Here is a 26,691-nt window from a genome sequence, read left to right as displayed (position 1 = left end):
TCGGCCATCCAAACTTGATCCGAAGATCAGCGCCCAATACCGACGTAACTATCGAAGCCGGATTTCTTGACGGCGGGTTCGGAATAGATATTGCGCAGATCGACCATTCGGGGGGATTTCATCGTGCCAGCTAGTTCGCTCAGATTGAGCGCACGGAACTCGTTCCATTCGGTCAACAGCACAACGACATCCGCATCAGCAGCAGCAGCATAGGGGTCTTCGCACCATTCGACGCCGGGCAGCAGGGCCTCACCTTCGGAACGCCCCTGAGGGTCGACAACCCGCACCGTTGCCCCACCACCGATCAGTGCAGGCACGATAGTTAACGAGGGCGCATCACGCATATCGTCGGTATTGGGTTTGAAGGTCACGCCCAGAACAGCGATCGTTTTTCCATTGAAACTGTCGTCGCAGACATCTCGGATTTTCTGGATCATCCGTTTCTTGACCTCGTCATTCACCCGGATGACGGTTTCGGTGATCTGCATCGGGTGGGCATGTTCCTGACCGATCCGGGCCAGAGCGGCGGTGTCTTTTGGAAAGCACGATCCGCCATATCCCGGACCTGCATGTAGGAATTTATTGCCAATGCGTCCATCCAGACCGATGCCTCGGGCGACCTCTTTCACGTCGCCGCCAACACGTTCGCACAGGCCTGCGATCTCATTTATAAAGGTGATCTTGGTCGCAAGAAACGCGTTAGCGGCGTATTTGATCATCTCTGCGCTTTCCAGATCGGTGGTCAGGATCGGGAAGTCCCGCAGGTAAAGCGGGCGGTATATTTCCGCCATGACATCGGCGGCGCGGTCTGATTCAACGCCGACAACCACACGATCCGGGCGCATGAAATCATCAATGGCGGCCCCTTCGCGCAAGAATTCAGGGTTCGAGGCGACGTCGAATTCGGCCTTCGGGTTGGCGGCAGAAATGACCTGATGCACCTTGCGATTGGTGCCAACTGGAACGGTCGATTTGGTTACCACCACAGTGTAGCCCGTAATCGCATGCGCAATTTCTTCTGCGGCGGCCATCACATAAGTCAGATCGGCGTGACCGTCCCCGCGACGTGTGGGCGTGCCCACGGCAATAAAAACAGCATCCGCTCCATCCACTGCTGCGGCCAGGTCCGTGGAAAAGCTGAGCCGACCAGCGGCTACGTTTTTGGCCATCAGGACGTCAAGCCCGGGCTCATATATCGGGACTTCGCCAGCCTGCAGCATCTCAATTTTCTGTTCGGCCTTGTCGACGCAAATGACATCATGGCCGAAATCGGAAAAACATACCCCGGACACCAAACCTACATAGCCGGTTCCGATCATCGCAATACGCATACTAAAATACCCTTCTTAACAAATACCGCCTTTGGCGCGCACACATTCGAAGAAAGTTCCGCCGGTTTCAATGCCTGTCAGCGTGCTTGGGTTGCATTCCGGGGATTCTTGCTGTTTTTGGGTCGGCAATCATACACATTTGTTTTCGTAGGGCGGAACTATGACAAAAACGGCATTAATCACCGGGATTACCGGACAAGACGGATCGTATCTGGCCGAGTTTTTGTTGGAAAAAGGTTATGAAGTTCACGGCATTAAGCGTAGGGCGTCCTCATTCAACACGCAACGCATCGATCACATCTATCAGGATCCACACGTTCCCAATCCCAAACTGCACCTGCACTATGGAGATCTGAGCGATACGTCTAACCTGACGCGAATCATTCGCGAAGTGCAGCCGGACGAGGTCTATAACCTAGGCGCACAGTCCCATGTGGCCGTCAGTTTTGAATCCCCGGAATACACTGCGGATGTGGATGCCATTGGTACTTTGCGTTTGCTGGAAGCGATACGTTTTCTCGGGCTCGAGAAAAAGACACGCTTCTATCAGGCCTCGACCTCGGAACTCTACGGTCTGGTGCAAGAGACCCCGCAACGCGAAACCACCCCGTTCCACCCACGGTCACCTTATGCGGTTGCCAAACTTTATTCTTACTGGATCACGGTCAATTACCGTGAGGCCTATGGCATGTATGCCTGTAACGGGATCCTGTTTAACCACGAAAGCCCGCGCCGGGGCGAAACTTTTGTTACCCGCAAGATCACACGCGGTTTGGCAAATATTGCGCAAGGGCTGGAAAGCTGCCTGTACATGGGCAATATCGACAGTCTGCGGGATTGGGGCCACGCGAAGGACTATGTGCGGATGCAATGGCTGATGCTGCAGCAGGACAATCCTGAGGATTTCGTGATTGCGACCGGGGTTCAGTATTCGGTACGTCAGTTCATTGAATGGTCGGCAGCCGAGCTTGGCGTTTCACTGGAATTCACCGGGTCAGGCGTTGACGAAACCGCGACTGTCGTCTCGATCGAGGGGGACAAAGCCCCGGGATTGAAACCCGGTGACGTCGTGATGCGGATAGACCCGCAATATTTTCGCCCGGCCGAGGTCGAGACCCTTCTGGGCGATCCCTCAAACGCCAAGAACAAACTGGGTTGGGTACCAGAACTGACCGTGCAGGAAATGTGCGCTGAGATGGTGACCGAAGACCTGAAGACGGCCAAACGTCACGCGCTTTTGAAAGAGCACGGGTTTGAGCTGCCAATGAGCCTGGAAAACGGCTGAGGAGGCCCTCATGCGTAAGATCTATGTTGCCGGGCATCGTGGTATGGTTGGCGGCGCAATCCTGCGCCGTTTGCAAAACCGCAAGGACGAAGGCGAAGCGCTGGAGTTGATCACGCGCAGGCATTCCGAACTGGATCTGACCGACCAACCCGCCGTGCGTGATTTTATGCAGACTGAGCGTCCGGATATGGTGATCCTAGCCGCGGCCAAGGTTGGTGGGATTCACGCAAATAACACCTACCCCGCAGATTTCATTTACGAAAACCTGATGATTGAATGCAACGTGATCCATCAGGCTTTTGCAGCGGGGGTAAAGCATTTGCTGCAGTTGGGCAGTTCGTGCATTTACCCACGGGCTGTCCCTCAGCCCATGCGTGAAGACGCTTTGCTGACCGGCGTGCTGGAACATACCAACGAACCCTATGCGGTTGCGAAGATCGCCGGGATCAAGCTGTGCGAAAGCTATAATCGCCAACATGGTGTCGATTACCGGTCAGTCATGCCAACCAATCTTTACGGACCCGGAGACAATTTTCACCCCGAAAACAGCCATGTCCTGCCGGCCCTGATCCGCAGATTCCACGAGGCACAGCGCGATGGGCTGGAAGAGGTGGTGATCTGGGGCACAGGAAAACCGCGACGCGAGTTTTTGCATGTCGATGATATGGCCGAGGCGTCCTTGTTTGTGCTCGACTTACCGCGCGATATCTACGACGCGAATACCCAGCCGATGCTGAGCCATATCAATGTGGGATGCGGCGAAGATATCTCAATCGCTGAGCTGGCGGCCCTGGTGGCCAGGACAACCGGATTCACGGGTAAGATCACCCAGGATGTCAGCAAGCCTGACGGGACACTGCGCAAGTTGATGGATGTGTCCCGACTGGCCGATATGGGGTGGCGCGCACGCGTCGGACTCGAAGATGGTATCCGCGAGACCTATGCGTGGTTTCTGGAGCAGGCAGACACCGATTTGCGCGCCAAATGACCGCCTGGGCATAGCTCCGGACGGTCTAAAGCTCAGAACCAGCGACCGGTTGCGATTACCGTTGGGGACAGGCTGCTTGTGTCCGAGGATGCCGATAGAACCTTAAAGGGCACTTCTGTTTCAGTGGCCGCGCCCAAACCTATAAACCGGCTTGTCGCGCCGCCACTGCCACCGACCGAGGGTGAGGTTCCGGACGCAAAGGCTGCGGGAAAGCTCCAGGTGGTCTCGGCGCTGGAATACAGCGATCCTTCGGCGTTCACGCAATCGGTGGCCGTCAGAACGCCCGTGCAGATTTGTGTACCATCCGCAAACCGAACGTATTCGCCATTGGCGGTTGATCCGCGTTCAACGACCGCGCCGGTTGGCACCCCGGCGGTTTCTGACACAGAGCCCAGCAGGTTTCCGGGGCAGTAGCCATAGTCGGCCCGCATCAGGCGACCTGCGGTGATGTCTTCGGCATCGTTTTGAATGGCAGAGCCAAAGGCTGTTCCGGTGGCGGGGTCAAAGCTCAGCGCCTCGGTCCAGGATCCGCCATCAGCCGAGACTTTGATGGAAAAACCGGTATTGCCAGACAATCCCATTTCCGCATGGCCAACCCAGTTTGACTGGAACAAAAGCGACGCGGTATCCCCTGACGCCGCCTTGTTGATCTTCAACTGGTGACCAGCCCCGTCATGGCTGAGCAACGTCGCAGGCGACCGGATCGAAAGCCGATTGGTGCTATCATACCCGGTTGCGATACCCAACCCGTCCAGGTTTTGGGTCGCGACCTGAGGTTCGGACCAGTCTGCGCCGTCCCAGATCTTCAACCGGTTGGCCTGTTCATCCCAGGCCCGCCAGCCGATTCCCGGGGTCACAAAGTGCCAGGCGTCATCCAACCAGGCCGCAAGGGCGCCCGGCTGCGCGGCCCAATCCCCGGTAGGGTTGGCACCAAGCGCGTGAATCTCGCCCTGTTCCGGCACCGCAGGCGGCACCGAGGCGTTTGTCGACGCTACGCTCAGCTGGACAATCAGGTCCAGAGCACGCAGCGCCTCGTTATGGGTGACGTGTTTCTGGGCCTGCGAAGGTTGCAGGAAAGGTAAATCCAATCTGGGTGAGTTTTGTGACACGGGTGGCGTCCTCCTGTAGCTGTCGGTCCGACTATTGCATTGCGCGCCACATTGCCGTGCCCAGGATGAATCCGGTCTGATCTGACCGAACGTTCGAATAATCATTTGCTAACGTTTGGAGGATTCCATGGGGCGTAGCCAAAGGTCAGGATTCAACGAAAAAGGGCAGCCGAAGCTGCCCTTAAGTTTACCAATCACCGCTAAAGGTTAGCTGCGGGCGTACACATCCTCGTACCGGATGATGTCGTCCTCACCCAGATAAGACCCGGTCTGGACCTCGATCAGAACCATCGGCACCTTGCCCGGATTCTCCATCCGATGAACGGCGCCGAGCGGGATGTAGACAGATTGGTTTTCAGAGATCAGGCGCACATCTTCGTCGATCGTAACTTTTGCCGTGCCCTGAACAACGATCCAGTGTTCAGACCGGTGGTGATGGGATTGCAGGCTTAGTGAGGCGCCGGGGTGAACGTGTATGCGTTTGACCTGGAACCGATCCCCGATGACCAGGCTTTCGAACCAGCCCCAAGGGCGATGATCGACCGGCAGCGATTCCGCTTGTTTGGCGCCTTTGGCCTTCAGGGCCGCAACCGCCTGTTTGACGTCCTGAGCCTTGTCCATGCTGGCCACCAAAACCGCATCGGGCATGGCGACCGCAATCATGTTTTCCAGACCCATCGCAACAACTTCTTGCGTGGGGGTTTCTGAACGCACCAATACGTTCCGGCAGTCAATGGTGGTAACCTGGCCCGTAGTGGCAACGCCATCGGCGTCTGGATTGCTCAGCTCTTGAACTGCCGACCAGCTGCCGACATCCGACCAGCCCGACGCATAGGGTACGACGCTCAGATTGCGGGCTTTCTCCATGACCGCGTAGTCGATCGAGATATCCTCGACCGTGCCCCAGGCTTGGGGGTCGAGGCGCAGAAACCCGAGGTCGGCCTTTGCCTCACGGACGGCCTTGCCGACCGGGTCCAGCAGTGCGGACGCATGTTCTTTGAATGCAGCGATTATGTCTTTGACCGCGAAAAGAAATATCCCCGAATTCCAAAGATAGCTGCCATCGGCGATCATGGCTTGGGCATTCTGCAGATCAGGCTTTTCGACAAAACGGTCCAGCGCAATGGCGGTGTTGCCCGTATCTGGGGCATGGCTGAGCTTGAGATATCCATAGCCGGTTTCCGGCCGGTCCGGAGTGATCCCGAAAGTGACGAGATCCCCACTATCCGAAATCGCGCGCGCGCCTTCGGTAACTGCCTGATGAAAAGCAGCTTTGTCCGGGATGACATGGTCCGATGGGGCGACAAGCATGATCGCATCCGGGTTGCTGGCGGCCAGATACAACGCGGCGGCCAGAACCGCTGGTGCTGTGTTGCGCCCTTCGGGTTCGATCAGAATGGGGCCCGGATCTATGCCAATCGCGCCCAGTTGTTCCGGAACCACAAAACGGAATGCATCATTGGTAAGGATCAGCGGCTTGGCATAAGGCGCGTCCTTGGGTCCCTGCATTCGTTCAGCACAATCCTGAAGCAGGCTTGAATCACCGATCAGAGGGACGAACTGCTTGGGGTAACTTTTGCGCGACAGGGGCCACAGTCGGGTGCCGGACCCTCCGCAGAGTATGATGGGATGGATGGTGGTCATTGCGGCTTGCCTCGAAGGTTCTTGGACTTTGTCACTTTAGAAACGACATGCTGAAGGTTGCGGGCGCTATTGAGCGGCCTTCCCGGCGGCGACTATCTCGTTCAGATATTGGCTCAGGTCATCACGCAGATCGCTACGGGCCAGCGCAAAGGCAACAGTTGCCTGGAGGAACCCGGCTTTCGAGCCGCAATCAAATCGCTGGCCGTCGAATTTATAGCCAAACACGGGCACACCGTTACAGATGTCTTCTGCGATAGCATCGGTCAGCTGAATCTCACCGCCACTGCCCGTTTTCTTTTGGTTGAGATTGTACAGCACTGACGGCCCCAGAATATACCGACCGATAACGGCTAGGTTCGAGGGGGCTTCTTCCGGCTTGGGCTTTTCAACCATTCCTCTGGCGCGAACCACTGAGCCGACGTTTTCGCCTACATCGAGAACGCCATAGGAACTGGTTTTTTCGTTTGGCACTTCCATCGTTGCGACCATATTGCCGCCGGTTTCCTCATAGGCTTCGACCATCTGCTGCAGACAGGGTTTATCAGCAGCAATGACGTCATCAGGCAACATTACTGCAAATGGCTCGTCGCCGATCAGACGGCGGGCACACCAGACTGCGTGGCCCAGACCAAGCGCCTTGTGCTGGCGGATATAGGCGATGGCGCCGCTTTCCATATTCGTTGCATTCAGCGCTTCAAGCAGGTCATCCTTGCCCTTGGCCTTGAGCTCCTGTTCCAGAACGAGGTTGTGATCAAAGTAATCTTCCAGCGCAGATTTGCCACGCGAAGTTACAAAGATGAATTCGGTAATACCTGCGGCGCGGGCTTCGTCGATTGCGTATTGAACCAAAGGACGGTCAACCAGTGTCATGATCTCTTTGGGGACGGATTTTGTCGCTGGGAGAAAACGCGTGCCCAATCCCGCAACGGGGAAAATCGCCTTGGTGACCTTGCGTACCATGTTACCTCTCAAATTCAATTCTTGCCCGACCGCGTAGGGCAGGCCGGGGTTTCCTATTAGGCTGCGCAGTCAGAACAATCAATGACATCGCGGCCGCAGTCTAAAATCTGACAGGAAGGTGCCATCGGGGGTAGGGGAAGTCAAAACGAACCGCCGTTTGATGCCTTTGAAACCCGTCATTTACCGGTGTTTTGTTGTACAATCCGGCCCTTCGCCCATTCATTGGCAAGAATACGCCAAGAATCGTCATGAAGTCGTGCAAAGCCGAACCTGTCCCCGAGGCTGTTCATGCGGCCTCGGGGACAGGGGATTTAAGTGTTCGCCAGGATTGTCTCAAGCGGATCATGCTCGGCCACGAAATGGTTCGGTGCGACCTCGTTGAGCTGTGGAACATAATCGTTCTGACCGGCCGATAGCCGGCTGGGCAAAAACCTGAGCGCCGCTTTCGGGTCCATCGGCGAAGGCAGCTCTCCCGGCAATTTGAGGCGCTGGCGTTGCCGTTCCACATCCGGATCGGGGATCGGGACCGCCGAGATCAGCGATTTGGTATAGGGGTGCAGAGGCTGCGAACAGATCACCTCTCCATCTCCCAATTCGACGATGCGCCCCAGATACAGTACCATGATCCGGTTTGACACTGTCCGTACCACGGACAGGTCGTGGCTGATGAAAATCATCGACAGCCCGAATTCCTGCTGCAGCTCTTTCAAAAGCTCTACGATCTGGGCCTGGATCGACACGTCCAGAGCCGAGACCGCCTCGTCACAAATGATCAGCTTGGGCTTGTTGATCATCGCCCGCGCGATCCCGACACGCTGGTTCTGCCCACCGGACAGCTCGTGCGGATAGCGGTTGATCATGTTGGCCTGCAGGCCGACCCGCTCCATCATTTCGCCGACCATTTTCTTGCGCTCACGCTCTGTCAGATCCGGGCGATAGGTTTTCAGCGGTTCAGCGATAGAGGCCGAGATAGTCATCCGCGGATCGAGGCTGGCCAGCGGATCCTGGAACACAATCTGCAGGTCCTTGCGGTACTTGTTCAGCTCGGCCCGCTTTAGCCCGACAATCGGATGGCCCAGCCAGCTGACATTGCCACCGCTGGGTTCGATCAGCTGCAGAACCGCCCGCGCCAGTGTGGATTTGCCACAGCCGGATTCACCCACAACGCCCAGCGTCTCGCCCTTACGGATGTCAAAGCTGACGCCGTCCACGGCCTTCAGCGGTACCTTGCGCCCGAACAACCCGCCCGACACGTGGATCGGGAAATGCACTTTCACGTCATCGACCCTAAGCAAAGGTGCGTCGGTTTCTTCCAGAGCTTTTGGCGCGTCACCGGCATCAATGCGCGGCATCGCTTCAAGCAGGGTGCGGGTGTATTCATGCTGCGGCGCGCGGAAGATCTCGCGTGTGTCCCCGGCCTCAACAAACTGACCCAGACGCATGACCTGAATGCGGTCACACATCCGTGCCACCACGCCCATGTCATGCGTGATCAGCGCAATGGCAGTGCCTTCGTCTTTTTGCAGGTGCACCATCAAGTCCAGGATGTCGGCCTGGACCGTCACATCCAGCGCCGTGGTCGGTTCATCGGCGATCAGCAGCTTTGGGTTGCACAACATTGACATGGCGATCATGACACGCTGGCGCATGCCCCCCGACAATTCGTGCGGGTATTGATCCAGACGACGGTTCGCCTCGGGGATGCGGACCCGGTCCAACCACTCCAGACAGCGCGCCCGAGCGGCCGCACCCTGCAACCCTTCGTGAACCTGCAGAACCTCACGCATTTGTTGCCCGACCCTCAGATGCGGGGTCAGGGCTGTCAGCGGATCCTGAAAGATCATGCCGACGTCATCGCCCCGGATCTGGTTCAGCTTGTTGATAGGCAGATTCAGGATTTCCTTGCCGTTCAGCGTGGCCGAACCGATTGCACGACCCGCTGAAGGCAACAGCCCCATTGCGGCCATGAAAGTCTGGCTTTTACCGGACCCGCTTTCGCCCACAATACCAAGGCATTCGCCCGGATTAATGTCAAAGCTGATGCCTTTGACGGCCTCGACCACACCATCGGGGGTGTCGAACTGGACGCTTAGGTCCTTAACAGAGAACAAGCTCATATCAGCGATCCTTTGGGTCCAGAGCGTCACGCAGCCCATCGCCGATGAAGAACATCGTGATGATAATGGCGACATAGAATGTCAGAGGGAACATCAGCTGCCAGAGGGTTCCGTACCCCATTGTGCCTGCCCCTTCAGCGATCAGACGGCCTAGCGAGGTATAGGGCTCCGAGATGCCAAGTCCGAGGAACGAGATAAAGCTTTCGGTCAGGATCATCTCGGGCACCAGAAGCGAAGCATAGACGATTACCACGCCCAGCAGGTTGGGCAGGATATGGCGATACATGATGGTGAATTCGCTGACACCGGCGGCACGCGCGGCCTCGATGAATTCGCGGTTTTTCAGGGCCAGAGTCTGCCCTCTGACGATCCGTGACATGGTCAACCAACCAACCGCGCCCAACGCGATGAACAGGGTAAAGAACGACCGACCGGCCACCACAAGCAACAGAATGATGATCAGAGTCGTCGGAATGGCCAGAAGGATATCGACGAACCGCATCATCGCGCCGTCAAGGCGCCCGCCAATATACCCGGCGGCGATGCCATAGCAGGTGCCAACAATCAACGCGGTGGCCGCCCCGACGAGCCCCACCAACAACGATGTTGTTGTGGCCTGAATGACCCGGCTGTAAAGGTCGCGCCCCAGATCGTCGACGCCAAAGAAGTGCCCGGTCTCGATCGACGGCATTCCCATGCCACGGATGTCACCCATAACGTTCCAATCGATTTCCTCATTGCTCCAAACGGCGAAATAGGGGCCGAAGATTGTGAACAGAACGATCATCAGCAATATGAATACGCTCGCCATTGCGGCTTTGTTGCGGACAAACCGCATCCGCGCATCCTGCCAAAGGGAACGCCCCTGAACGGCCGTGAAATCGGTGATGTCCTCGGCCAGATGGGCGGCTTTTTGTGATTTTCCTAGCATTTTGTGCCCCTCAGTACCGGATTTTCGGATCGAACCAGGCATATGCCAGGTCGGTCAGCAGGTTCACGATCACTGTCAGCGTGCCGTACAGGATCGTGACCCCCAGCAGCACCGCATAGTCACGCGACAGGGCCGAGCCGACATAAGCCTGCCCCAGACCACCGGTCGAGAAATAGATGTCGACGAAAACCGACCCGGTCAGAACATAGACAAAGACCGGCCCCAAATAGGACACCACCGGCAGCAGCGTGGGCTTCAACGCATGGCGCCAGATTACGGTCCTGGTAGGCAAACCCTTGGCCCGGGCCGTGCGGATGAAGTTCGAGTTCAGAACTTCCAGCATCGACGAACGGGTAATCCGCGCGATCGACCCCATATAGGAGGTGGCCAATGCGATGACAGGCATGATCAGGTATTGCCACTGACCGCCGTTCCAGCCACCACCCGGCAACCATCCCAGCCACAAAGTGAAGGTCAGGATCAGGATCGGGCCCATGATGAAGTTCGGCAGAGCCTGCGCAGCGATACCCAGACCTACGGCAAAATAGTCGATCCAGCTGTTGTGTCGGATGGCTGCGGCGATCCCAAGGCCAATACCTACGACACTTGCCAGCAGGAATGACAATGACCCGTAAGTCAGCGAGATCGGGAAGCCTTGCGAAATGATATCATTGACGTCCCGGTCCTTGAACTTGAAGGACGGGCCGAAATCGAAATGCACGACAATGTTGTACAGATAGTCCCAAAGCTGTTTCCACAGCGGCTGGTCCAGACCATAGCGCGCCTCGATATTGGCCAGTACCTGCGGCGGCAATGGCCGTTCCGAGGTAAACGGCCCGCCGGGCGCGTAGTGCATCAGAAAGAAACAGGCAACGATCAGCAACAGGATCGTTGGAACGGCGATCAGCAATCGCCGGATGATATAGGCAAGCATTTCATGCCCCCATTATTGGCTTTGCCCCGGGGTGATCCTCGGGGCAAAGCGTGGTCTAAGGAAGGTTATTCGGCGATCTTGTAGAGGTTCTTGGAGTACCAGTTCTGCTCTACGTTCTTGACCGGCCAGTTGCCGACATCGCTGTCCATCATGTAGACGCCAGCATAGTGATAGATCGGGATAACCGGAGTCTCTTGTGCAATGATCCGCTCAACCTCGGTATACAGTGGTGCTGCGTCATCTGCTGTCTTGGCCTGGGTCAGCAAATCGTCAACCTTGGAGTTGTTGTACTTGCCGTCGTTATAGCCGGAATCCGATTGCAACAGGTCCAGGAAGGTCGAGGCTTCGTTATAGTCGCCACACCAGGCGCCACGGGCCAGATCGAAGTTCTGGTTGCCGCGCTCTTCCAGGAACACTTTCCATTCCATATTGGCCAACTCGACCTGTACGCCCAGTTTCTGTTTCCACATCTGGCTCAGTGCCACTGCGACTTTCTTATGGGCCTCTGATGTGTTGTAGACCATGTCAAAGCTCAGCGGGTTGTCGGGGCCAAATCCGGCCTCGGCCAGCAGCTCCTTGGCCAGCTCGTCACGCTCGGCTTGCGTCATTGAAGCCATTTCGACTTCAGGGACGGTGAACCCGGCGGTTGCTTCGGGTGCGAACGTATATGCGGGCGGCTCACCACCGGCTTTGACGTTCTTGGTGATGATGTCGCGGTCAACTGCAAGAGACAGGGCTTGACGTACATTTGGGTTCTTGAATTCTTCCGGTCCGCTGTCAGACAGGTTGAATGTATAGTAATAGTTGCACAGGCGCGGGAAGCTGATGGCCTCTTCGGGGTGCTCTTTCTGTAGGCGCGGGAACTGACCAGCAGGTACTTCGGTTCGGTCCAGCTCGCCTGCGAGGTAACGGGTCAGGGCTACGTTTTCGTCGTTGATGACAAGGGCCACGACTTTTTCGACAATCGTATTGTCGTTATCCCAATACATCTCGTTGCGCTCACGGACCGAGCGTTCCTGTGGCAGGTGTTCGGTCAGAACATAGGCGCCATTCGAGACGATGTTTTCCGGCTTAGTCCAGGCGTCGCCGAACTCTTCGATCACCTTCTGCGGGGCAGGGAAGGTGGTGGAATGGGTGGTCATTTGCGCGAAATAAGGCAGTGCTGCGCTCAGCTTGACCTCAAGTGTGTGGTCGTCGATGGCGGTTACGCCCAGTTCGTCCACCGGCTTCTCACCAGCAATGATTTCGGCCGCATTTTCGATCGACATCAGTTCCATGAACCACGCATAGGGCGAGGACAGAGCGGGATCGACGGCACGTTTCCATGCAAAGACGAAATCGCCTGCCGTGACCGGATCACCATTGGACCATTTGGCGTTATCACGCAGTGTAAATGTGTAAACGTCCTTGGTATCGTTTGTGGTATAGCCGGTTGCGACGCCGGGCACCAAATTGCCGTCTTCGTCCTGGTTCATCAGGCCTTCGAACAGGTCGCGGACAATTTCCGCACCGGTAACGTCTTCAACAACCTGCGGGTCAACCGAACTGTGCTCATCCAGAACGCGATAGGTGAAGGTTTGATCATCCGCCAGCGCCTCGCCGGTTTCGGGATGGGTGCCGGCGGCAAATGCAGCGCCGGTGATCATGGTCGAGGTCAGTAGCCCCGCCAGAGATGTCCGAATGTATTTGTTCATATCTTTCTACTCCCATTTGTGTGGTGGCAAGGTACGCACATCCGTTCAGGATGGTCGCTGACCACCATGATTGTCCGACTCAGATAGACCGGGACTTGTTCGAATTTTGCTTTTTCAGATCGCAATGAACACCGCGTCGCAGTCTTTCGGTTTGCTGTCGGAAACGTAGTTGCGAAAGTCGCCTTTCACTGATGCAGAACGTGGCACTATTTCAAAAAAGGTTAAAGCCTTTGCGTGCAAAATGGCCAGGTGCGGCCGAAATCTAAAAAATTCCATGGGAGAATGGAAATATTATAATGATACGCGATGGTTTCTTGACATTTTTGTGAAGCTCTTGAGTAAGCGGTTGAGCGTTGACGCAAGGTCCGCTTTTGCGGCTTTCCAAAAATTGGCGCGAATCGCTATTGGGTCAGTGCTCGGACCATATGGGTCTGAGGAAAGCATGTGGCGGACTGATTGGTGGCCTCTTGCCAGCGCCCGATAGAACGGCGTGTTCGAAAGCCCGGCAGGCCGTCAGCGCCGCCGACGTCATGGCCCATCTGTTCCAATGCGCGCTGCATGGCTGCTATATCCGATCGGTAAAGACCGCCGACTTTGTCCCACCGGCCGCGGAAATCCTGGACGCCATATTCTATCCTATCCCCAACATGGCCGACGAACAGGGCGTAGAGATCGCTTTTGTTGTATTCTTTCAGGACATAAAAATTGGGGGTGACAATGAAGGCCGGGCCATTGCGCCCGGCGGGCATCATCAAAAACCCTTGCCCCTGCATTTCTTGTTTTGGAAACGGCTTGCCAGATACACGGGTGATCCCTAACCCGGCCCAGTCGCGAATAGGACGGCCCTGATCCGGCCCTTCAAGGGTGCAGGAAACCGAAGACGGGACAGTTACTTCGAACCCCCAATCACGACCCGAGACCCAGCCATGTTGGTCGAGGTAGTTTCCGATCGATGAAATTGTGTCCTCGGCCGAGGTCCAGATATCCGCGCGCCCGTCGCCATTTCCATCGGCCGCATAAGTCAGGTAGTTCGATGGCATGAACTGCGGTTGCCCAAGCGCACCGGCCCAACTGCTTTTCATTTGATCCGGCGGTATGTGGCCAGCCTCGGCAATCTTGAGCGCGGCGATAAGCTCTGACGTGAAATATTCTGAGCGGGTGCTCATGAAACCTTTGGTGCCCAGAACCTGAAACGCATTATGCCGGATAGCCACCTGCCCATATCCGCTTTCGCGGCCCCAGATCGCCAGAATGACGCGCGCTGGTACACCGGTATCGGATTCTACCTGTTTCAGTGTCGTGTGATAGCGCCGGGCCATCTTGCGTCCGACAGAAGTGGCCCCCTGAACCGAACCAGCGTTGAAATAGCGCCCGGGTGATCCGAACTCGGCCTGCTTTTGTTCCTTGGGAACCGCTGTTGCCGTACCCGGAGGAACCAGGTCTGGCAGTTTCCAGTTCAGCGTGACGCCGTTGAAGGCCCCGTTCATCGTGCGCTTTGAAACGCCCTCGGATTTCGCCCGCGCCCAGACCGTGTGTTTCAGCCATGACTGAAACTGAGCCTCGATCGCCGCACGATCCTGTGCTGTCGCACTTGTCGACAGGTAGCAAAGTCCAAGAGTAAGGATTAACCAACGCATTATCCTATGATCTCACCTGCGATCTGCTTTAAGTCAACCTACCAGAATGGCGTTTCTGCCGCTGTGATCGGGGTGGCAAGATCAAATCTCGGGAAACTGGCAGAGCTGCGTAAAAATCCTTGTGAATTTTCAGGACTCTGCCGATAGTTGTCCCAATCAATTTTGAAATGAGGATGAACAGGCGTGACATATTCCAGACCGTCTTTTGCATCCTTGGTTGTCTTGTCTGCCGCTATCGCAGGTCTTGGCTTTGTGCCGGTTGCCGAAGCCAGCAACAATTTCTTGGACCCTCAGGGACCCGTCGCCGCCCTTCAGAAAAGCCACCTTTTACGGGCAACTGTTCTGATACTGGTCGCAGTTGTTCCGGTTCTGATCCTGGTGCCTTTGATTGCCATACGGTATCGAAGGCGAAAGGAGGGGCAGGCAGACTATCGACCGGAATGGGATTTTTCCGCCCGGTTGGAATTTCTCATGTGGGGTATCCCGGTTGTTATTGTGGCCATCCTTTCATTCTATTTGTGGAAAGCCACCCACCGGCTGGACCCTTACGAGACCTCATTCGGAGAAGAACCGGCGCTGAAAGTGCAGGTTGTTGGTCTCGACTGGAAGTGGCTGTTCATCTACCCCGATCTTGGCATCGCCAGCGTCGGTGAGATGGGGCTCCCGGTCAACCAACAGGTGGCTGTCACACTGACAACAGATACGGTGATGCAGTCCTTTATGATCCCGGCACTGGCCGGGCAAATCTATGCCATGCCGGGGATGACGACCAAACTGCACCTTGTCGCCGATAGGCCCGAAACTATGCAGGGCGAGAACACGCAATATAACGGGCGTGGCTTTACCAAGCAGAAATTCAAAGCCATTGCCATGGCGCCTCAGGAGTTCAATGAATGGGCCGAGAATGTCCAGGCAAACGGGGTTCCGTTGAGCGCTGAAACATACCGAACGCTTGCCATGCGAACGGACCGGGACGAGGTGCAGGCCATGTTGGGCACTGATCAGATGCCGACTGATGCGCTGTATTTCACGCTAGCCGATGGTGATCTGTTTCAGTCGATCCTGCACCGCTATCACGGGGCAACACCCTTGCCTGCCGATCAGCAACCGGGCACTGCCGAATATGGTCAGGAGAAAACACAATGACCGATGTCGAGACTGGTTTTTTCGGCCGTCTAAACTGGGATGCTTTTCCGATCACCGGGTTGATCCAGTCGCCCAACGCGAATGAGATCGTGGCAAATGCCGCGGCTGGGATTGTGATTGTAGGTGTCATTGCCGTTGTGGGGCTGCTGACATGGTTTCGTCTGTGGGGGCCGCTGTGGCGTGACTGGCTGACCAGCGCCGACCACAAGAAGATCGGCATCATGTATATCGTCTTTGCCATCGTGATGCTGGCGCGGGGGGTTCTGGAAGGCGTTGTCATGCGCGCCCAGCAAGCCGCTGGCCCGGGCGAAGGCTTTCTGGAAGCCGAGCATTTCGCCGAGCTTTTCAGTACCCATGGCACGATCATGATCTTCTTTGTGGCCGTTCCGTTTGTGTTCGGCGCCGCCAATTTCCTGATCCCGCTGATGATCGGCGCCCGCGACGTGGCATTCCCGGTGATGAACCAGATCAGCCTCGGCCTGACCGTGTCCTCGGGCATGATGCTGATGGTTTCCCTGGTGGTCGGAGAGTTCTCGACCGGGGGCTGGACGGCCTACCCTCCCTTTACCGGTGCAGCCTTCAATCCCGGCGTTGGGCCGGATTATTGGATTTGGGCCATCGTCGTTTCGGGAATCGGCACGACGCTGACCGGGATCAACTTTGCCGTTACGATCTACAAGATGCGCGCGCCGGGGATGCAGTTCATGCGCTTGCCGATGTATTGCTGGACGATCATCTGCAGCTCGATCCTGATTGTCTTTGCCATGCCGCCGCTGGGTGTTGCGGCGCTGATGCTGGCCGCAGACCGGTACCTGGATTTCCACTTTTTCACCAATGACCTAGGCGGCAACATGATGAACTATGCCAACCTGTTTTGGCTGTTCGGTCACCCCGAGGTCTATCTGTTGGTCCTGCCCGCCTATGGTATCTATTCCGAGGTGTTTGCGACTTTCTCGGCCAAGCGCCTGTACGGGTATAATTCTCTGGTCATTGCCACGATGTCGATTGCGGTGCTGTCCTTCACGGTCTGGCTGCACCACTTTTTCACTATGGGCCAAAGCGCGCTGATCAATGCGGTGTTTGGGATTGCCACGATGCTGATCGCCATACCGACTGGCGTGAAAGTCTATGATTGGATGGCCACGCTGTTTCGCGGGCGTATCCGGTTCTCGGTCCCGATGCTCTATGGGTTGTCTTTCCTGATGCTGTTCGTGATCGGAGGGTTGTCGGGCGTCATCCTGGCCAATCCGACCATCGACTATCAGGTGCATAACACCCTGTTCCTGGTCGCGCATTTTCACAATGTGCTGTTGCCTGGCGTCCTGTTTGGCCTGCTTGCGGGATACAACTATTGGTTCCCCAAAGCCTTTGGTTTCCGCCTGAATGAAGGCTGGGGACGGATATCTGTCGCGTTGTGGACCGTTGGGTTTATGTTGACCTTCCTGCCGCTTTATTTTGTCGGCCTGATGGGGATGCCGCGTCGATCTTACAGTTGGGAAGATCCCAGCTTTCACCCCTATATGATCGTCGCCGTGCTTGGGTCTCTGGTCATTCTCGCAGCGCTTCTGTCGATCATTGTCCAGCTGTGGGTCAGCATTCGAGACCGGGAAAAAACCCGCGTGCCGGTTGGCGACCCTTGGGATGGGCGCACGCTGGAATGGTCGATACCGGCACCGCCTCCGCCGTATAACTTTGCAATCATTCCTGACGTGACCGACCGGGATGATTTTGCCGCCGCGAAAGAGCGCGGCAACGCCTATCCGTCCCCCGAGGCCTACGAAGACATCCTCTTGCCGCGCAATACGGCGATTGGGTTCGGTCTGTGTGTGCTCAGCGGTATCTGGATGTTCGCGCTGGTCTGGTGGATTTGGTGGCTGGCTATCGCGACGACTGCAGCGATGTTGGCAGCCTTCATAGCCTGGACGTTCAGAACCGACACTGAAGAGGTCATCCCGGCAGAGCAGGTCCGCAAAGAGCACGAAGCCTGGCTTGATCTTGTGCGCACATCGGTTGCGGTGAACCGGGATCATGAATGCGCGCCCGAGAACCGCGGCCTGGCTCGTCCCGATCTGGAGGCCACTACATGAAACGCGCGCCGACACACAGCTATCCGGGCCTAAACTTGGGCCGACGGCATCCGGGTGCCGACAAGGCCAGCGAAGTGGTCACTTTTGGGTTCTGGGTCTTTCTGATGAGCGATCTGGTCTATTTCGGCCTGATGTTCGCGATCTATATCACCATGATCGACGCGCAGGCGGGTGGGCCCGGTCCGCATGAGCTGTTCGACCTGACCAGCATTTTTGCCCAGACCCTGATCCTGTTGACCAGCAGCCTTACGGTGGGCCTTGCGATGCTGGCGTTGAAATACAACCTGCCACGGCCCCGTATCGTGCTTTGGTTCGCGGTAACTCTGGTTCTGGGCCTCAGCTTTCTGGTACTTGAGATACGTGACTTTCTGGCTATGGCGGAAAAGGGTGGCATTCCACAGCGCAGCGGGTTTCTGTCAGCGTTTTACGGGCTAGTGCCGCTGCACGGGCTGCATGTTGCTGCGGGGTGCCTTTGGTTGATCGTTCTGGGTATTCAGCTGCGTGTGTTTGGTCTAACCGACGTTCTGATGTCACGGGTGGTTCGTCTGGCCCTGTTCTGGCATTTTCTCGACCTCATCTGGATCGGCATAATCACGATCGTCTATTTCGGAGGGCTGACCTATGGATAGGCGCAGCGAAATGCACCGACGTGAACGCCGCCGATATGTGATTGGTTATGGCGGATCGCTGCTGCTGACACTGGCGGTCTTTACCATTGCCTATACGTTCGGGATCGAGACCAAGGGTGTTTATTTGTCGATCGGTTTGTTGGGGCTTGCGCAGCTGATTGTTCAACTGGTGTATTTCCTGCATATCGACCGTCGACGCAGCAGCCGCGAGGACCTGGACCTAGTCCTGTTTTCCACGATGGTTCTATTGATCATCATTGTTGGGACGGTCTGGATAATGGGGAATCTGGCGGTGCGGATGCATACTTATCCGATGTAGGTTCGGCTGCACCGGATCAGCGCATCGCCATCAGCCCAAGCCACAGCGCGCCCCAACACAGCAAGAGGCTCAGCACGATATTGCCCGCCGCCGTAGCGATTGTGCGTTCGCGCCGCAGTTCCAGGGACTGGTAGGCAAAGCTGGAGAAAGTGGTGAAGCCGCCACAAAAGCCGAACACCAGGCGCTGTTCCTCCAGGCTGACGCCCGTCGGTCCGCCCAGATACCCGACCCAAAGCCCAAGCAACAGACTGCCAAAGACGTTCACGATCAGCGTTGCAACGGGCAGGTCATGGCGAATTCGAATGGCGATCCAGTGCCGCAGAACCGCGCCCAGACCGCCGCCTAAACCAAACATTGCATGCAGATAGAGATCGCTCACTCTGACCACCTCCGCGGGGAAAAGCGACGCCCGGCGGTTTCACCCAAAATCGCCGCAAAAAGACCCGCCACAATTTCCAAACCCGCTGCGGTTAGGGCAAGCCCGAAACTGACCTCTGCCAGACGTTCCAATTCCGCAACAAATGAGGAAAACGTAGATAACCCGCCACAAAACCCAACCGCGCCCAGATGCAGGACGTGCGCATGTACCCGGTGTCGGATGGCGTATAACCAGCCAAGCACAAAGCATGCGGCTATATTGATGCCAAAGGTCTCGGTCAGGATCGGCAGGCCCGAGATCCCGAGCGACAACGCTTCTCTGACCAGTGACCCAGTCGCGCCACCCGTGAAAACGGCGCAGAACATGAGAGCCGTGGCCCATGCTGTTTGCGATTTTTTCACAGCCAATGATCCTGCCCGCGTTGCCCTGCCATCCGGGATACCGATTGGCGCGGCCGGGATCAACTGCGCATGGCGGATCACAAGTTTCACCATTTACGTGATTTCGGGCGTAAAGGCTTGCGTATAATCGCGAATTTGTTTCACGTTGACACAGGGTACCGCCATATTGGGAGAGCACGAATGATTGTACGCAGACTCTATTACGTATTGAGCCTTGTGTGTCTGCCATTGACAGTTTTGGCTGGGTTTTTCTGGCCACCGGCTCATTGGTTTCTTATTGTTCTAATCCCATACGCGGTGACCGGTCTCTATGATCTACTGACCACCAGACATAACGTACTGAATAACTACCCGGTTCTGGGACATTTCCGGTATATGCTGGAATTCGTCAGCCCAGAGATACGGCAATATTTTGTTGAAACCAACGAAAACGGCCGTCCCTATAACCGCATCATTCGCAGTCTGGTTTATTCCCGTGCCAAAGGGCAGGTTGATACCCAGGCATTTGGAACCCAATACGACATCCAAACCGTTGGATACCACAGGGCCAATCACTCGCTTGCGCCCAAACATGTGCCGGAAAGCGAAGAACGGGTGATGTTGGGCGGGCCGCAATGTTCCCAACCCTATAGTGCCTCGCGCCTGAACGTTTCAGCGATGAGCTTTGGTGCCCTCAGCGCCAATGCAATCCGAGCGTTGAATGGTGGGGCAAAGGATGGAGGTTTTGCGCATAATACGGGTGAGGGTGGTCTGTCGCCGCACCATCTGGCCGAAGGTGGGGATATCATCTGGCAGATTGGCACTGGGTATTTCGGATGCCGCGCACCGGATGGCGGGTTCGACAAAGACAAATTCACCGAAAGAGCCAGGAACGAGGTCGTCAAGGCGATTGAAATCAAGCTGTCGCAAGGGGCCAAGCCCTCGCACGGGGGGGTGTTGCCTGCGGCCAAGGTGGATGAAGAGATTGCGCAGATACGCGGTGTTCCCCTGCATCAGGACGTGATCTCTCCGCCAATTCATTCCGCATTTGACGGACCTACCGGCTTGATGAATTTCGTTCAAAATCTGCGCGAGATGTCGGGTGGCAAACCTATTGGGTTTAAGTTGTGCATTGGTCGTCCGTCCGAGTTCTTAGCGATATGCAAAGCCATGCTGGAAACAGACATCCTGCCTGATTTTATCACCATTGATGGTGCCGAAGGCGGCACGGGCGCGGCCCCTGTAGAATTCACCAACCGGTTGGGCATGCCTTTGAACGAGGCGTTGATTTTCGTGAATAACTGTCTGCGCGGTGTGGATTTGCGCGATAAGATCCGCATAATTTGCTCGGGCAAAGTCGCCACAGGCTATGACATCATCGAGAAATGCGCGCTCGGGGCCGATATGTGTAATGCGGCAAGGGCAATGATGTTTGCAGTGGGATGCATTCAGGCGCTTCACTGCAACACAAACCGATGCCCGTCCGGCGTGGCCACACAGGATCCGGTCCGAGGCCGCGCTGTGAATGTTCCGCAAAAAAGACAACGGGTACATCGCTATCACGACGCGACTTTAGAGAGCTTTCGCGAGCTGCTGGGCGCCATGGGCAAGGAAAAGGTCTCCGAACTTCACCCTTCGGACATCCTTCGGCGTACTGCAGATGAAAGAGATCGCTCTTATGCTGAACTCTATTTGCATCTTGAAGAAGGCGCTTTGCTGAAGGCTCCGCTTCCGGATGAATATGCAGAGGACTGGAATCGCGCATCGGCGGATCATTTCTGATTTTTTTGTGTGCATTGCCAAGGATTGATGTTTTTGGTTCGTCTTACCCATTGTGATGCGCATGAAAACATCGGATGAGAATCTGGCAAAGGCCGCTGCTGCAGGGGACGCTGATGCGTTTGCCACGCTATTGGCACGCCACTACGACAGGGTCTTTCGGTTGGCTTTTCGACTGACAGGACGCGCGGATCAGGCCGAAGATCTGACGCAGGATATATGCGCCGCCTTGCCGTCAAAGATCGTAGGTTTTCGTGCCGAAGCCCGGTTTACGACATGGTTGTACCGTGTTGTTGTCAATGCAGCCGAGGATGCACGCCGTCGCGCGACCCGTCACACAAAGGCGGCCCACGGCTGGGGGGATGTAGAGCAGATGCGCCGGGCCGAGGTGCAGGAAACGGCCGAGGCTGTCGATTGGTTGCAACGGGCCATGCGGTCCCTGCCACAGGACTTGCAAGACACTCTGGCCCTGACCCTCGAGGATGAGATGACTCATGCAGAAGCTGCAGAGGTGCTGGGTGTTTCCGAAGGGACAGTGTCCTGGAGGATGTCAGATATCCGCAAACGGCTGCGAGCCTTGCGGCAAGAGGAATTGGCACAATGACCGATGAACTAGACAAGCTGAAGATGCTGATGGACGCCGCCACGCCGACCCCGGATGCGTCGCGACGGATTGAAAATCTGAGCCAGGCGCAAAAAAAATTCGATAATATCCAAGGATCGACCTCTGCGCGACGTCCCACTGTCAAGCGCGGCCTCATAGCCCGCCTGACAGAAGGAGCGAAAGCCATGTTGAATGCCCTCTCTTATCGCGGTGTCCTGACCGCTACCACCGCAGTTGCTGCTGTGGCTCTGATTGTGATCTTGCCGCAGACGCGCGACGAGGTTGTTGCGCCACTGCCCTGGTCCGAGGACCGCGCCGACGCACGGCAGGAGTCTGACCTATTGGTGGCGGATATGCCCGAGGCCAATCTCGAAGAACCAGTTGTTGAGGCGCCTGTTGTGATTGAAGAAACAATCGAACCTTCCGCCAAGAGGCAGGGGGCCGTTGCGCAGCTGGGGGCTGCGGACCTTTTACAGCGCGCGCCGGCATCGGCGGTCGGGAAATTTGACCTTCAACATGAGACTGTTCCCGCGCCGGAACAGAATACCGAAACTTTCGCCAACGCGGACAGCAACTCGCTGAAGATCACGACGGACGAACCGGTTTCGACTTTTTCGATTGATGTAGATACCGCCTCTTACGCCATTGTTCGGTCGTCTTTGATGAATGGCCATCTGCCGCCCAAGGATGCGGTGCGGGTTGAAGAGATGGTGAACTATTTCCCCTATTCCTACCCGGCGCCTGATGGGGCGGAACCGTTCCGTTCTACGATCACCGTGACACCGACGCCTTGGAATGAGGGGACGCAGCTTGTTCATGTCGGCATCCAAGGGGTCATGCCCCAGATCGAAGACCGTCCTCCATTGAACCTGGTTTTCCTGATCGACACATCGGGCTCAATGCAGGATGCTAACAAATTGCCGCTGCTGAAACAGTCTTTCAGGTTGATGCTGTCTGAACTCAGTCCGGAAGATCAGGTTTCGATCGTCACCTATGCGGGAAGTGCCGGGCAGGTTTTGCCACCGACCGCGGCAGCCGAAAAGACGACCATTCTCTCAGCCCTCGACAGGCTCGAAGCCGGTGGCTCGACAGCGGGGCAGGCCGGGTTGCAGCAAGCCTATCAAGTGGCAGAAGGTATGGCTGCGGACGGTGAGGTGACCCGCGTAATTCTGGCCACCGATGGCGATTTCAATGTGGGTCTGTCAGACCCTGATGCCCTGAAGGATTTTATCGCCCGCAAGCGCGACAGTGGTACATTCCTAAGCGTTCTGGGTTTTGGCCGAGGCAATCTGGACGATACCAGCATGCAGGCTCTGGCCCAGAACGGAAACGGGCAGGCGGCATATATCGATACGCTGGTTGAGGCGCAAAAGGTATTGGTCGATCAACTTACCGGGGCGCTTTTCCCCATCGCCAACGACGTCAAAATCCAGGTCGAATTCAACCCGTCACAGATCGCTGAATACCGACTGATCGGTTATGAAACCCGATCCCTGCAGCGCGAGGACTTTTCAAATGACAAAGTGGATGCTGGTGATATTGGAGCAGGTCACACCGTAACGGCAATCTACGAGGTCACGCCAGTTGGTTCCGATGCGATCAGAAACGGCCCGTTGCGGTATGCTGAACAATCCATATCGGATGATTCAGCGGAAATTGGTTTCTTCAAAATGCGTTACAAGCTTCCTGGTGAAGATCAAAGCAATCTGATGGAGCAGCCTATCTTACCCGGACAAGGGACAGTCACGGATGACATCCGCTTTTCCTATGCGATTGCAGGATTTGGTCAGTTGCTCCGGGGCGGAGAATATCTTGGCGGCTGGTCCTATGCGGATGCCATTGATCTGGCCACGCTGTCCCGAGGTGAGGATTCTTTCGGATATCGGGCTGAAGCTGTCACCTTGATGCGTCTGGCCCAGACGCTGGCTGAGTAAGGTCCGGGCTTGGGAGAAACTAGAATGACCTAGGGTTGTTGGCTGTATGGGCACTAATTCTACGAATGCTCCATTCGACAGCATCCCGCATGGTTTTACCCAGAGCAACGTCAAAGGCAGTAACCAGATCTTCGGTCTGGTTGCTTTTGGCAATTATGTTCTCTTGGAACGAATTCGAAGCGATGATTTTGTCGTCGAACTCGTCCACGATCTTGATATTCATGCGAACTTCGACGCGTACGGTCGAGCTTTCACCATCCTGGTTAACGACAATGCCCTGAAACTCGCGTAGATCGGGAACAATCACATAATCCGGACGAAGCCCCACGGTCGAACGACCCACGGCGGATACCCGTCCACTGTTTTCATAGCTTTCGACCAAAAGCGCCTGGACGATCAGCGGCGCACGATCCACCCATCTGGCACGCGGCAGATATTGAACCTGCAAAGGTGTCGGCTGAACTGCAATTTGATCGGTGTTTACCGCGGCAGTCGCGGTTGGCTCTTGGACCACGATCTGTTTCTGGATGCGTGGCAGCGAAGAAGAAAACGTGCTTTTGGGTGTCAGCAGATAGAGATCATTGGGTTCTGAGGCCTGCCGCAGCGTTTCCAGTCCAGTACACGCCCCCAAAGACGCCAAAACTGCGGTCATAATCAAATGCCTGATCATTGACGATACTCCGATGCTTGGGTCCCAAGAAGGAAACGGGCGGGGTCGCGTTCAACTTTGTCCACCAGTCGATCGAGGCTGATCACCAGTCGTTGGGATTCTTCTATGAAACGCGTGAATTGTGGCAGGCCAACCCGCATGAAATCGGACAGTTGACGGCGATTGTCCTGAACGATGCCGTCGATCGTTCCCAAAAGTTCCGAGGCCGATTTGGACGCGCTGAGGATATCGGCTGAAATATCATCAAGCCTGTCTGTCACTTTCGTCACCGTGGACGCCACTTGGTTGGCGGCATTGCGGACATCATCCATGACGACGCCGATATCTTTGTTGATCACCTCATTGGCCGAGTCAAATGCGCGTTCAGCTGAGGTCAAAGTGCCCTTTGCTGTTTCCATCGCACCAGTGACGGAGCCAAGCGTTTTGTTTGCGTTCACGAAAGTCTCGGAAACCGTGGCCAGCGCGACGCGCCCATCTTCGGTCAGGACCGTAAGGTGGTCTGCCAGGGTCGAGGCCCGTTCGATGAAGGGATGCAGATCCTGCTGCATGATGCGATCTGCTGCGTCAAAAGTATCTTTTGCGCTGTCTAGGGCCGATACAGCCGTGTCGGATGCGGTTTTCAGGCTATTTAATGTATTTGTTCCGGCTTCCAGCGTTGTTTCTGCGGTGTCTGCCAATTTTTCGAGGCGTTTTGAGAAGGCTGAAATTTCTTTAGCTGCGCCACCCAAATCTGAGGACAAGTTTTCGAAATCTGCAAGGGTTTTGTCCAACCTTCCGGTGGCCGAAGATACGTTCTCCAGAATCTGAGATACCTGCTGGCGGTTCTTGTCATCCACCACCTTGTCGATATCCTCGATCAGCGTAATCGCCTTTTCCAACAGTTTAGGGGCACCTTCGAACAAGGACTGGATGGTGCTGCGTTTGCTTTTGATAAGGCTGTCCTGCTCTAGTCGTTTGGCCGATGCCGAACCTCCGGTCAGTTCCACATAGCTGACCCCGGTGACCCCAAGCGATTGTAACTGGGCGACGGTATCCTCGGTCACCGGGATACTTGCGTCTACTTCAATGCGGACGCGCACTTTGGATGGGTGCTCGTCATCCAAGTTAAGGGAGATTACCTGCCCGACTGGCAGTCCGTTGTAACTGACGCCACCTGCCGCAGACAGGCCGGAAACATTGTCGAACAGTACATTGTAATAGGCGTATTGCCGGGAAACCTCGAATTTGGCCAGCCATAGAAAAAAGCCAAACGCACCCAGTATTCCAGCCAGGGTGAATGCACCGATCAGGATATAATTTGCTCGGGTTTCCATGGGTGTTACCTGTCCTGACCCTTTTTTTGTGCTGCGCGCGCCCGGGGGCCGGTGAAATATTCTTGGACCCAAGGATGATCGACTTTGGTCATCTCTTCAATCGGACCATCAACCAGAACACGTTTTTCTGCAAGAACTGCGATCCTGTTGCAAATCGCATAAAGGCTATCCAGATCGTGCGTGACCATAAACACAGTCAGACCCAGCGCTTGCTGGAGCTCGCCAATCAGGTCGTCATAAGCAGCGGCGCCGATGGGATCCAAACCGGCCGTTGGTTCATCAAGAAATACGATCTCAGGGTCCAGCGCCAGCGCGCGCGCCAAAGCGGCACGTTTGCGCATCCCGCCCGACAGTTCGGACGGGAATTTGCCACAGCTCAGCTGCGGCAGTCCGACCAAGCTGATTTTCAAACCGCCAAGCGCCGACATAAGGCTTTCACTAATTCCTGTATGCTCGCGCAGGGGGGCTACGACATTCTGCAACACGGTGAGCGACGAGAAAAGCGCGCCGTCCTGAAAGGCGACGCCCCAGCGGCGTTCGATGCGCCGCCTCTCTTGTTCGGGGCCGTTCAGGACGTCGACGCCCAGAACTTCGATGCTTCCCGCAGCCGGCTTGTTCAGGCCGACGATGGTGCGGAGCAAGACGGATTTGCCCGTGCCCGAGCCGCCGACAATGCCCAGTACTTCGCCCCGCCAGACATCCAAATTCAGATCCTGGTGCACGATCTGCGGTCCGAACCGGTTGGTCAGATTGCGGACCCGTATCACCGCCTCGCGCTGGGTGTCGCCAATCGGCATCTGTTCGCGGGTTACACCGTCCAT

The 26,691-nt window shown here is 56.2% G+C and carries 23 protein-coding genes; 9 read left to right on the top strand and 14 right to left on the bottom strand.

Annotated features, from left to right (window positions below):
- Window positions 1–26: 26 nt before the first annotated feature.
- Window positions 27–1,331 carry a UDP-glucose dehydrogenase family protein gene (locus AC2FIC_RS06645; RefSeq protein WP_142639848.1) on the bottom strand — a complete coding sequence of 435 codons (1,305 nt, stop codon included), beginning with the start codon at window positions 1,329–1,331 and terminating at the stop codon, window positions 27–29.
- 160 nt (window positions 1,332–1,491) lie between these two features.
- Between AC2FIC_RS06645 and gmd the strand changes: the two genes are divergently transcribed.
- Window positions 1,492–2,616: a GDP-mannose 4,6-dehydratase gene (gene gmd / locus AC2FIC_RS06640; protein WP_142639846.1), complete on the top strand. Its 1,125-nt coding sequence runs from the start codon at window positions 1,492–1,494 to the stop codon at window positions 2,614–2,616.
- 10 nt (window positions 2,617–2,626) lie between these two features.
- Complete coding sequence (gene fcl / locus AC2FIC_RS06635; protein WP_496691542.1) at window positions 2,627–3,604, top strand: GDP-L-fucose synthase; 978 nt, start codon at window positions 2,627–2,629, stop codon at window positions 3,602–3,604.
- Between the two features lie 32 nt (window positions 3,605–3,636).
- Here fcl and AC2FIC_RS06630 read toward each other — a convergent pair whose 3' ends face one another.
- From AC2FIC_RS06630 to AC2FIC_RS06595, 8 genes are all read right to left on the bottom strand, one after another.
- Window positions 3,637–4,713 (bottom strand): DUF2793 domain-containing protein, encoded by a 1,077-nt coding sequence (locus AC2FIC_RS06630; RefSeq protein WP_496691543.1) that lies wholly within the window; start codon window positions 4,711–4,713, stop codon window positions 3,637–3,639.
- A gap of 207 nt (window positions 4,714–4,920) precedes the next feature.
- Window positions 4,921–6,357, bottom strand: coding sequence for a mannose-1-phosphate guanylyltransferase/mannose-6-phosphate isomerase (locus AC2FIC_RS06625; protein WP_496691544.1), 1,437 nt, complete (start codon window positions 6,355–6,357; stop codon window positions 4,921–4,923).
- Window positions 6,358–6,423: 66 nt separating this feature from the next.
- Window positions 6,424–7,317, bottom strand: coding sequence for a UTP--glucose-1-phosphate uridylyltransferase GalU (gene galU, locus AC2FIC_RS06620; RefSeq protein WP_281995135.1), 894 nt, complete (start codon window positions 7,315–7,317; stop codon window positions 6,424–6,426).
- Window positions 7,318–7,628: 311 nt separating this feature from the next.
- Window positions 7,629–9,434 (bottom strand): ABC transporter ATP-binding protein, encoded by a 1,806-nt coding sequence (locus AC2FIC_RS06615; protein ID WP_496691545.1) that lies wholly within the window; start codon window positions 9,432–9,434, stop codon window positions 7,629–7,631.
- A gap of 1 nt (window position 9,435) precedes the next feature.
- Window positions 9,436–10,365: an ABC transporter permease subunit gene (locus AC2FIC_RS06610; RefSeq protein WP_142639834.1), complete on the bottom strand. Its 930-nt coding sequence runs from the start codon at window positions 10,363–10,365 to the stop codon at window positions 9,436–9,438.
- Between the two features lie 10 nt (window positions 10,366–10,375).
- On the bottom strand, window positions 10,376–11,299 hold the full coding sequence (gene oppB, locus AC2FIC_RS06605) for an oligopeptide ABC transporter permease OppB (protein WP_142639832.1): 924 nt from the start codon (window positions 11,297–11,299) through the stop codon (window positions 10,376–10,378).
- Between the two features lie 65 nt (window positions 11,300–11,364).
- A complete protein-coding gene (locus AC2FIC_RS06600; RefSeq protein WP_496676879.1) occupies window positions 11,365–12,993 on the bottom strand; it encodes a peptide ABC transporter substrate-binding protein in 1,629 nt (542 codons plus the stop codon).
- 401 nt (window positions 12,994–13,394) lie between these two features.
- Entirely contained in the window at window positions 13,395–14,630 is a 1,236-nt protein-coding gene (locus AC2FIC_RS06595; protein ID WP_271949017.1) for a lytic murein transglycosylase, read from the bottom strand.
- A gap of 183 nt (window positions 14,631–14,813) precedes the next feature.
- On the opposite strand from AC2FIC_RS06595, the gene AC2FIC_RS06590 reads away from it, so the two are divergent.
- From AC2FIC_RS06590 to AC2FIC_RS06575, 4 genes are read left to right on the top strand one after another with little or no spacing between them, the layout of a single operon-like run.
- A complete protein-coding gene (locus tag AC2FIC_RS06590) occupies window positions 14,814–15,776 on the top strand; it encodes a cytochrome ubiquinol oxidase subunit II family protein (protein ID WP_496691546.1) in 963 nt (320 codons plus the stop codon).
- Window positions 15,773–17,863 (top strand): cbb3-type cytochrome c oxidase subunit I, encoded by a 2,091-nt coding sequence (locus AC2FIC_RS06585; RefSeq protein ID WP_496691547.1) that lies wholly within the window; start codon window positions 15,773–15,775, stop codon window positions 17,861–17,863. The genes AC2FIC_RS06590 and AC2FIC_RS06585 overlap by 4 nt, the downstream gene beginning before the upstream one ends.
- On the top strand, window positions 17,860–18,492 hold the full coding sequence (locus AC2FIC_RS06580) for a cytochrome c oxidase subunit 3 (protein WP_142639822.1): 633 nt from the start codon (window positions 17,860–17,862) through the stop codon (window positions 18,490–18,492). The genes AC2FIC_RS06585 and AC2FIC_RS06580 overlap by 4 nt, the downstream gene beginning before the upstream one ends.
- A gap of 10 nt (window positions 18,493–18,502) precedes the next feature.
- Window positions 18,503–18,811 carry a cytochrome o ubiquinol oxidase subunit IV gene (locus AC2FIC_RS06575; protein WP_496676890.1) on the top strand — a complete coding sequence of 103 codons (309 nt, stop codon included), beginning with the start codon at window positions 18,503–18,505 and terminating at the stop codon, window positions 18,809–18,811.
- Window positions 18,812–18,827: 16 nt separating this feature from the next.
- On the opposite strand, the gene AC2FIC_RS06570 is transcribed toward AC2FIC_RS06575, so the two are convergent.
- Window positions 18,828–19,190, bottom strand: a complete 363-nt coding sequence (locus tag AC2FIC_RS06570) for a fluoride efflux transporter FluC (RefSeq protein ID WP_496691548.1) — start codon at window positions 19,188–19,190, stop codon at window positions 18,828–18,830.
- Window positions 19,187–19,684, bottom strand: a complete 498-nt coding sequence (locus AC2FIC_RS06565; RefSeq protein WP_496870064.1) for a fluoride efflux transporter FluC — start codon at window positions 19,682–19,684, stop codon at window positions 19,187–19,189. Before AC2FIC_RS06565 ends, AC2FIC_RS06570 begins: the two co-directional genes overlap by 4 nt.
- A gap of 87 nt (window positions 19,685–19,771) precedes the next feature.
- On the opposite strand from AC2FIC_RS06565, the gene AC2FIC_RS06560 reads away from it, so the two are divergent.
- The 3 genes from AC2FIC_RS06560 (at window position 19,772) to AC2FIC_RS06550 (ending at window position 23,887) form a co-directional block, all read left to right on the top strand.
- Window positions 19,772–21,352 carry an FMN-binding glutamate synthase family protein gene (locus AC2FIC_RS06560; RefSeq protein WP_496870062.1) on the top strand — a complete coding sequence of 527 codons (1,581 nt, stop codon included), beginning with the start codon at window positions 19,772–19,774 and terminating at the stop codon, window positions 21,350–21,352.
- Between the two features lie 61 nt (window positions 21,353–21,413).
- Complete coding sequence (locus AC2FIC_RS06555) at window positions 21,414–21,953, top strand: RNA polymerase sigma factor (protein ID WP_496691551.1); 540 nt, start codon at window positions 21,414–21,416, stop codon at window positions 21,951–21,953.
- A complete protein-coding gene (locus AC2FIC_RS06550; RefSeq protein WP_496691552.1) occupies window positions 21,950–23,887 on the top strand; it encodes a vWA domain-containing protein in 1,938 nt (645 codons plus the stop codon). The genes AC2FIC_RS06555 and AC2FIC_RS06550 overlap by 4 nt, the downstream gene beginning before the upstream one ends.
- A 19-nt stretch (window positions 23,888–23,906) precedes the next feature.
- On the opposite strand, the gene AC2FIC_RS06545 is transcribed toward AC2FIC_RS06550, so the two are convergent.
- Genes AC2FIC_RS06545 through AC2FIC_RS06535 form a run of 3 tightly spaced genes read right to left on the bottom strand, consistent with a single transcriptional unit; the run spans window position 23,907 to window position 26,691 of the window.
- Window positions 23,907–24,557 (bottom strand): ABC-type transport auxiliary lipoprotein family protein, encoded by a 651-nt coding sequence (locus AC2FIC_RS06545; RefSeq protein WP_496676899.1) that lies wholly within the window; start codon window positions 24,555–24,557, stop codon window positions 23,907–23,909.
- Complete coding sequence (locus AC2FIC_RS06540; protein ID WP_496691554.1) at window positions 24,554–25,870, bottom strand: MlaD family protein; 1,317 nt, start codon at window positions 25,868–25,870, stop codon at window positions 24,554–24,556. The genes AC2FIC_RS06545 and AC2FIC_RS06540 overlap by 4 nt, the downstream gene beginning before the upstream one ends.
- A gap of 5 nt (window positions 25,871–25,875) precedes the next feature.
- Entirely contained in the window at window positions 25,876–26,691 is an 816-nt protein-coding gene (locus AC2FIC_RS06535; protein WP_271949003.1) for an ABC transporter ATP-binding protein, read from the bottom strand.

The sequence above is a fragment of the Ruegeria sp. CDSC079 genome (assembly GCF_059610505.1).
The sequence above is the reverse complement of the archived record's forward strand: the minus strand, read 5'-3'. Positions and strand labels throughout refer to the sequence as shown.

Excerpts from the sequence above, each read along its gene's own strand:
- AC2FIC_RS06645 (WP_142639848.1), bottom strand. The coding sequence starts at position 1,331 with ATGCGTATTGCGATGATCGGAACCGGCTATGTAGGTTTGGTGTCCGGG.
- gmd (WP_142639846.1), top strand. The coding sequence starts at position 1,492 with ATGACAAAAACGGCATTAATCACCGGGATTACCGGACAAGACGGATCG.
- fcl (WP_496691542.1), top strand. The coding sequence starts at position 2,627 with ATGCGTAAGATCTATGTTGCCGGGCATCGTGGTATGGTTGGCGGCGCA.
- AC2FIC_RS06625 (WP_496691544.1), bottom strand. The coding sequence starts at position 6,357 with ATGACCACCATCCATCCCATCATACTCTGCGGAGGGTCCGGCACCCGA.
- galU (WP_281995135.1), bottom strand. The coding sequence starts at position 7,317 with ATGGTACGCAAGGTCACCAAGGCGATTTTCCCCGTTGCGGGATTGGGC.
- AC2FIC_RS06615 (WP_496691545.1), bottom strand. The coding sequence starts at position 9,434 with ATGAGCTTGTTCTCTGTTAAGGACCTAAGCGTCCAGTTCGACACCCCC.
- AC2FIC_RS06610 (WP_142639834.1), bottom strand. The coding sequence starts at position 10,365 with ATGCTAGGAAAATCACAAAAAGCCGCCCATCTGGCCGAGGACATCACC.
- oppB (WP_142639832.1), bottom strand. The coding sequence starts at position 11,299 with ATGCTTGCCTATATCATCCGGCGATTGCTGATCGCCGTTCCAACGATC.
- AC2FIC_RS06600 (WP_496676879.1), bottom strand. The coding sequence starts at position 12,993 with ATGAACAAATACATTCGGACATCTCTGGCGGGGCTACTGACCTCGACC.
- AC2FIC_RS06595 (WP_271949017.1), bottom strand. The coding sequence starts at position 14,630 with ATGCGTTGGTTAATCCTTACTCTTGGACTTTGCTACCTGTCGACAAGT.
- AC2FIC_RS06585 (WP_496691547.1), top strand. The coding sequence starts at position 15,773 with ATGACCGATGTCGAGACTGGTTTTTTCGGCCGTCTAAACTGGGATGCT.
- AC2FIC_RS06580 (WP_142639822.1), top strand. The coding sequence starts at position 17,860 with ATGAAACGCGCGCCGACACACAGCTATCCGGGCCTAAACTTGGGCCGA.
- AC2FIC_RS06575 (WP_496676890.1), top strand. The coding sequence starts at position 18,503 with ATGCACCGACGTGAACGCCGCCGATATGTGATTGGTTATGGCGGATCG.
- AC2FIC_RS06565 (WP_496870064.1), bottom strand. The coding sequence starts at position 19,684 with ATGGTGAAACTTGTGATCCGCCATGCGCAGTTGATCCCGGCCGCGCCA.
- AC2FIC_RS06560 (WP_496870062.1), top strand. The coding sequence starts at position 19,772 with ATGATTGTACGCAGACTCTATTACGTATTGAGCCTTGTGTGTCTGCCA.
- AC2FIC_RS06555 (WP_496691551.1), top strand. The coding sequence starts at position 21,414 with ATGAAAACATCGGATGAGAATCTGGCAAAGGCCGCTGCTGCAGGGGAC.
- AC2FIC_RS06550 (WP_496691552.1), top strand. The coding sequence starts at position 21,950 with ATGACCGATGAACTAGACAAGCTGAAGATGCTGATGGACGCCGCCACG.
- AC2FIC_RS06545 (WP_496676899.1), bottom strand. The coding sequence starts at position 24,557 with ATGATCAGGCATTTGATTATGACCGCAGTTTTGGCGTCTTTGGGGGCG.
- AC2FIC_RS06540 (WP_496691554.1), bottom strand. The coding sequence starts at position 25,870 with ATGGAAACCCGAGCAAATTATATCCTGATCGGTGCATTCACCCTGGCT.
- AC2FIC_RS06535 (WP_271949003.1), bottom strand. The coding sequence starts at position 26,691 with ATGGACGGTGTAACCCGCGAACAGATGCCGATTGGCGACACCCAGCGC.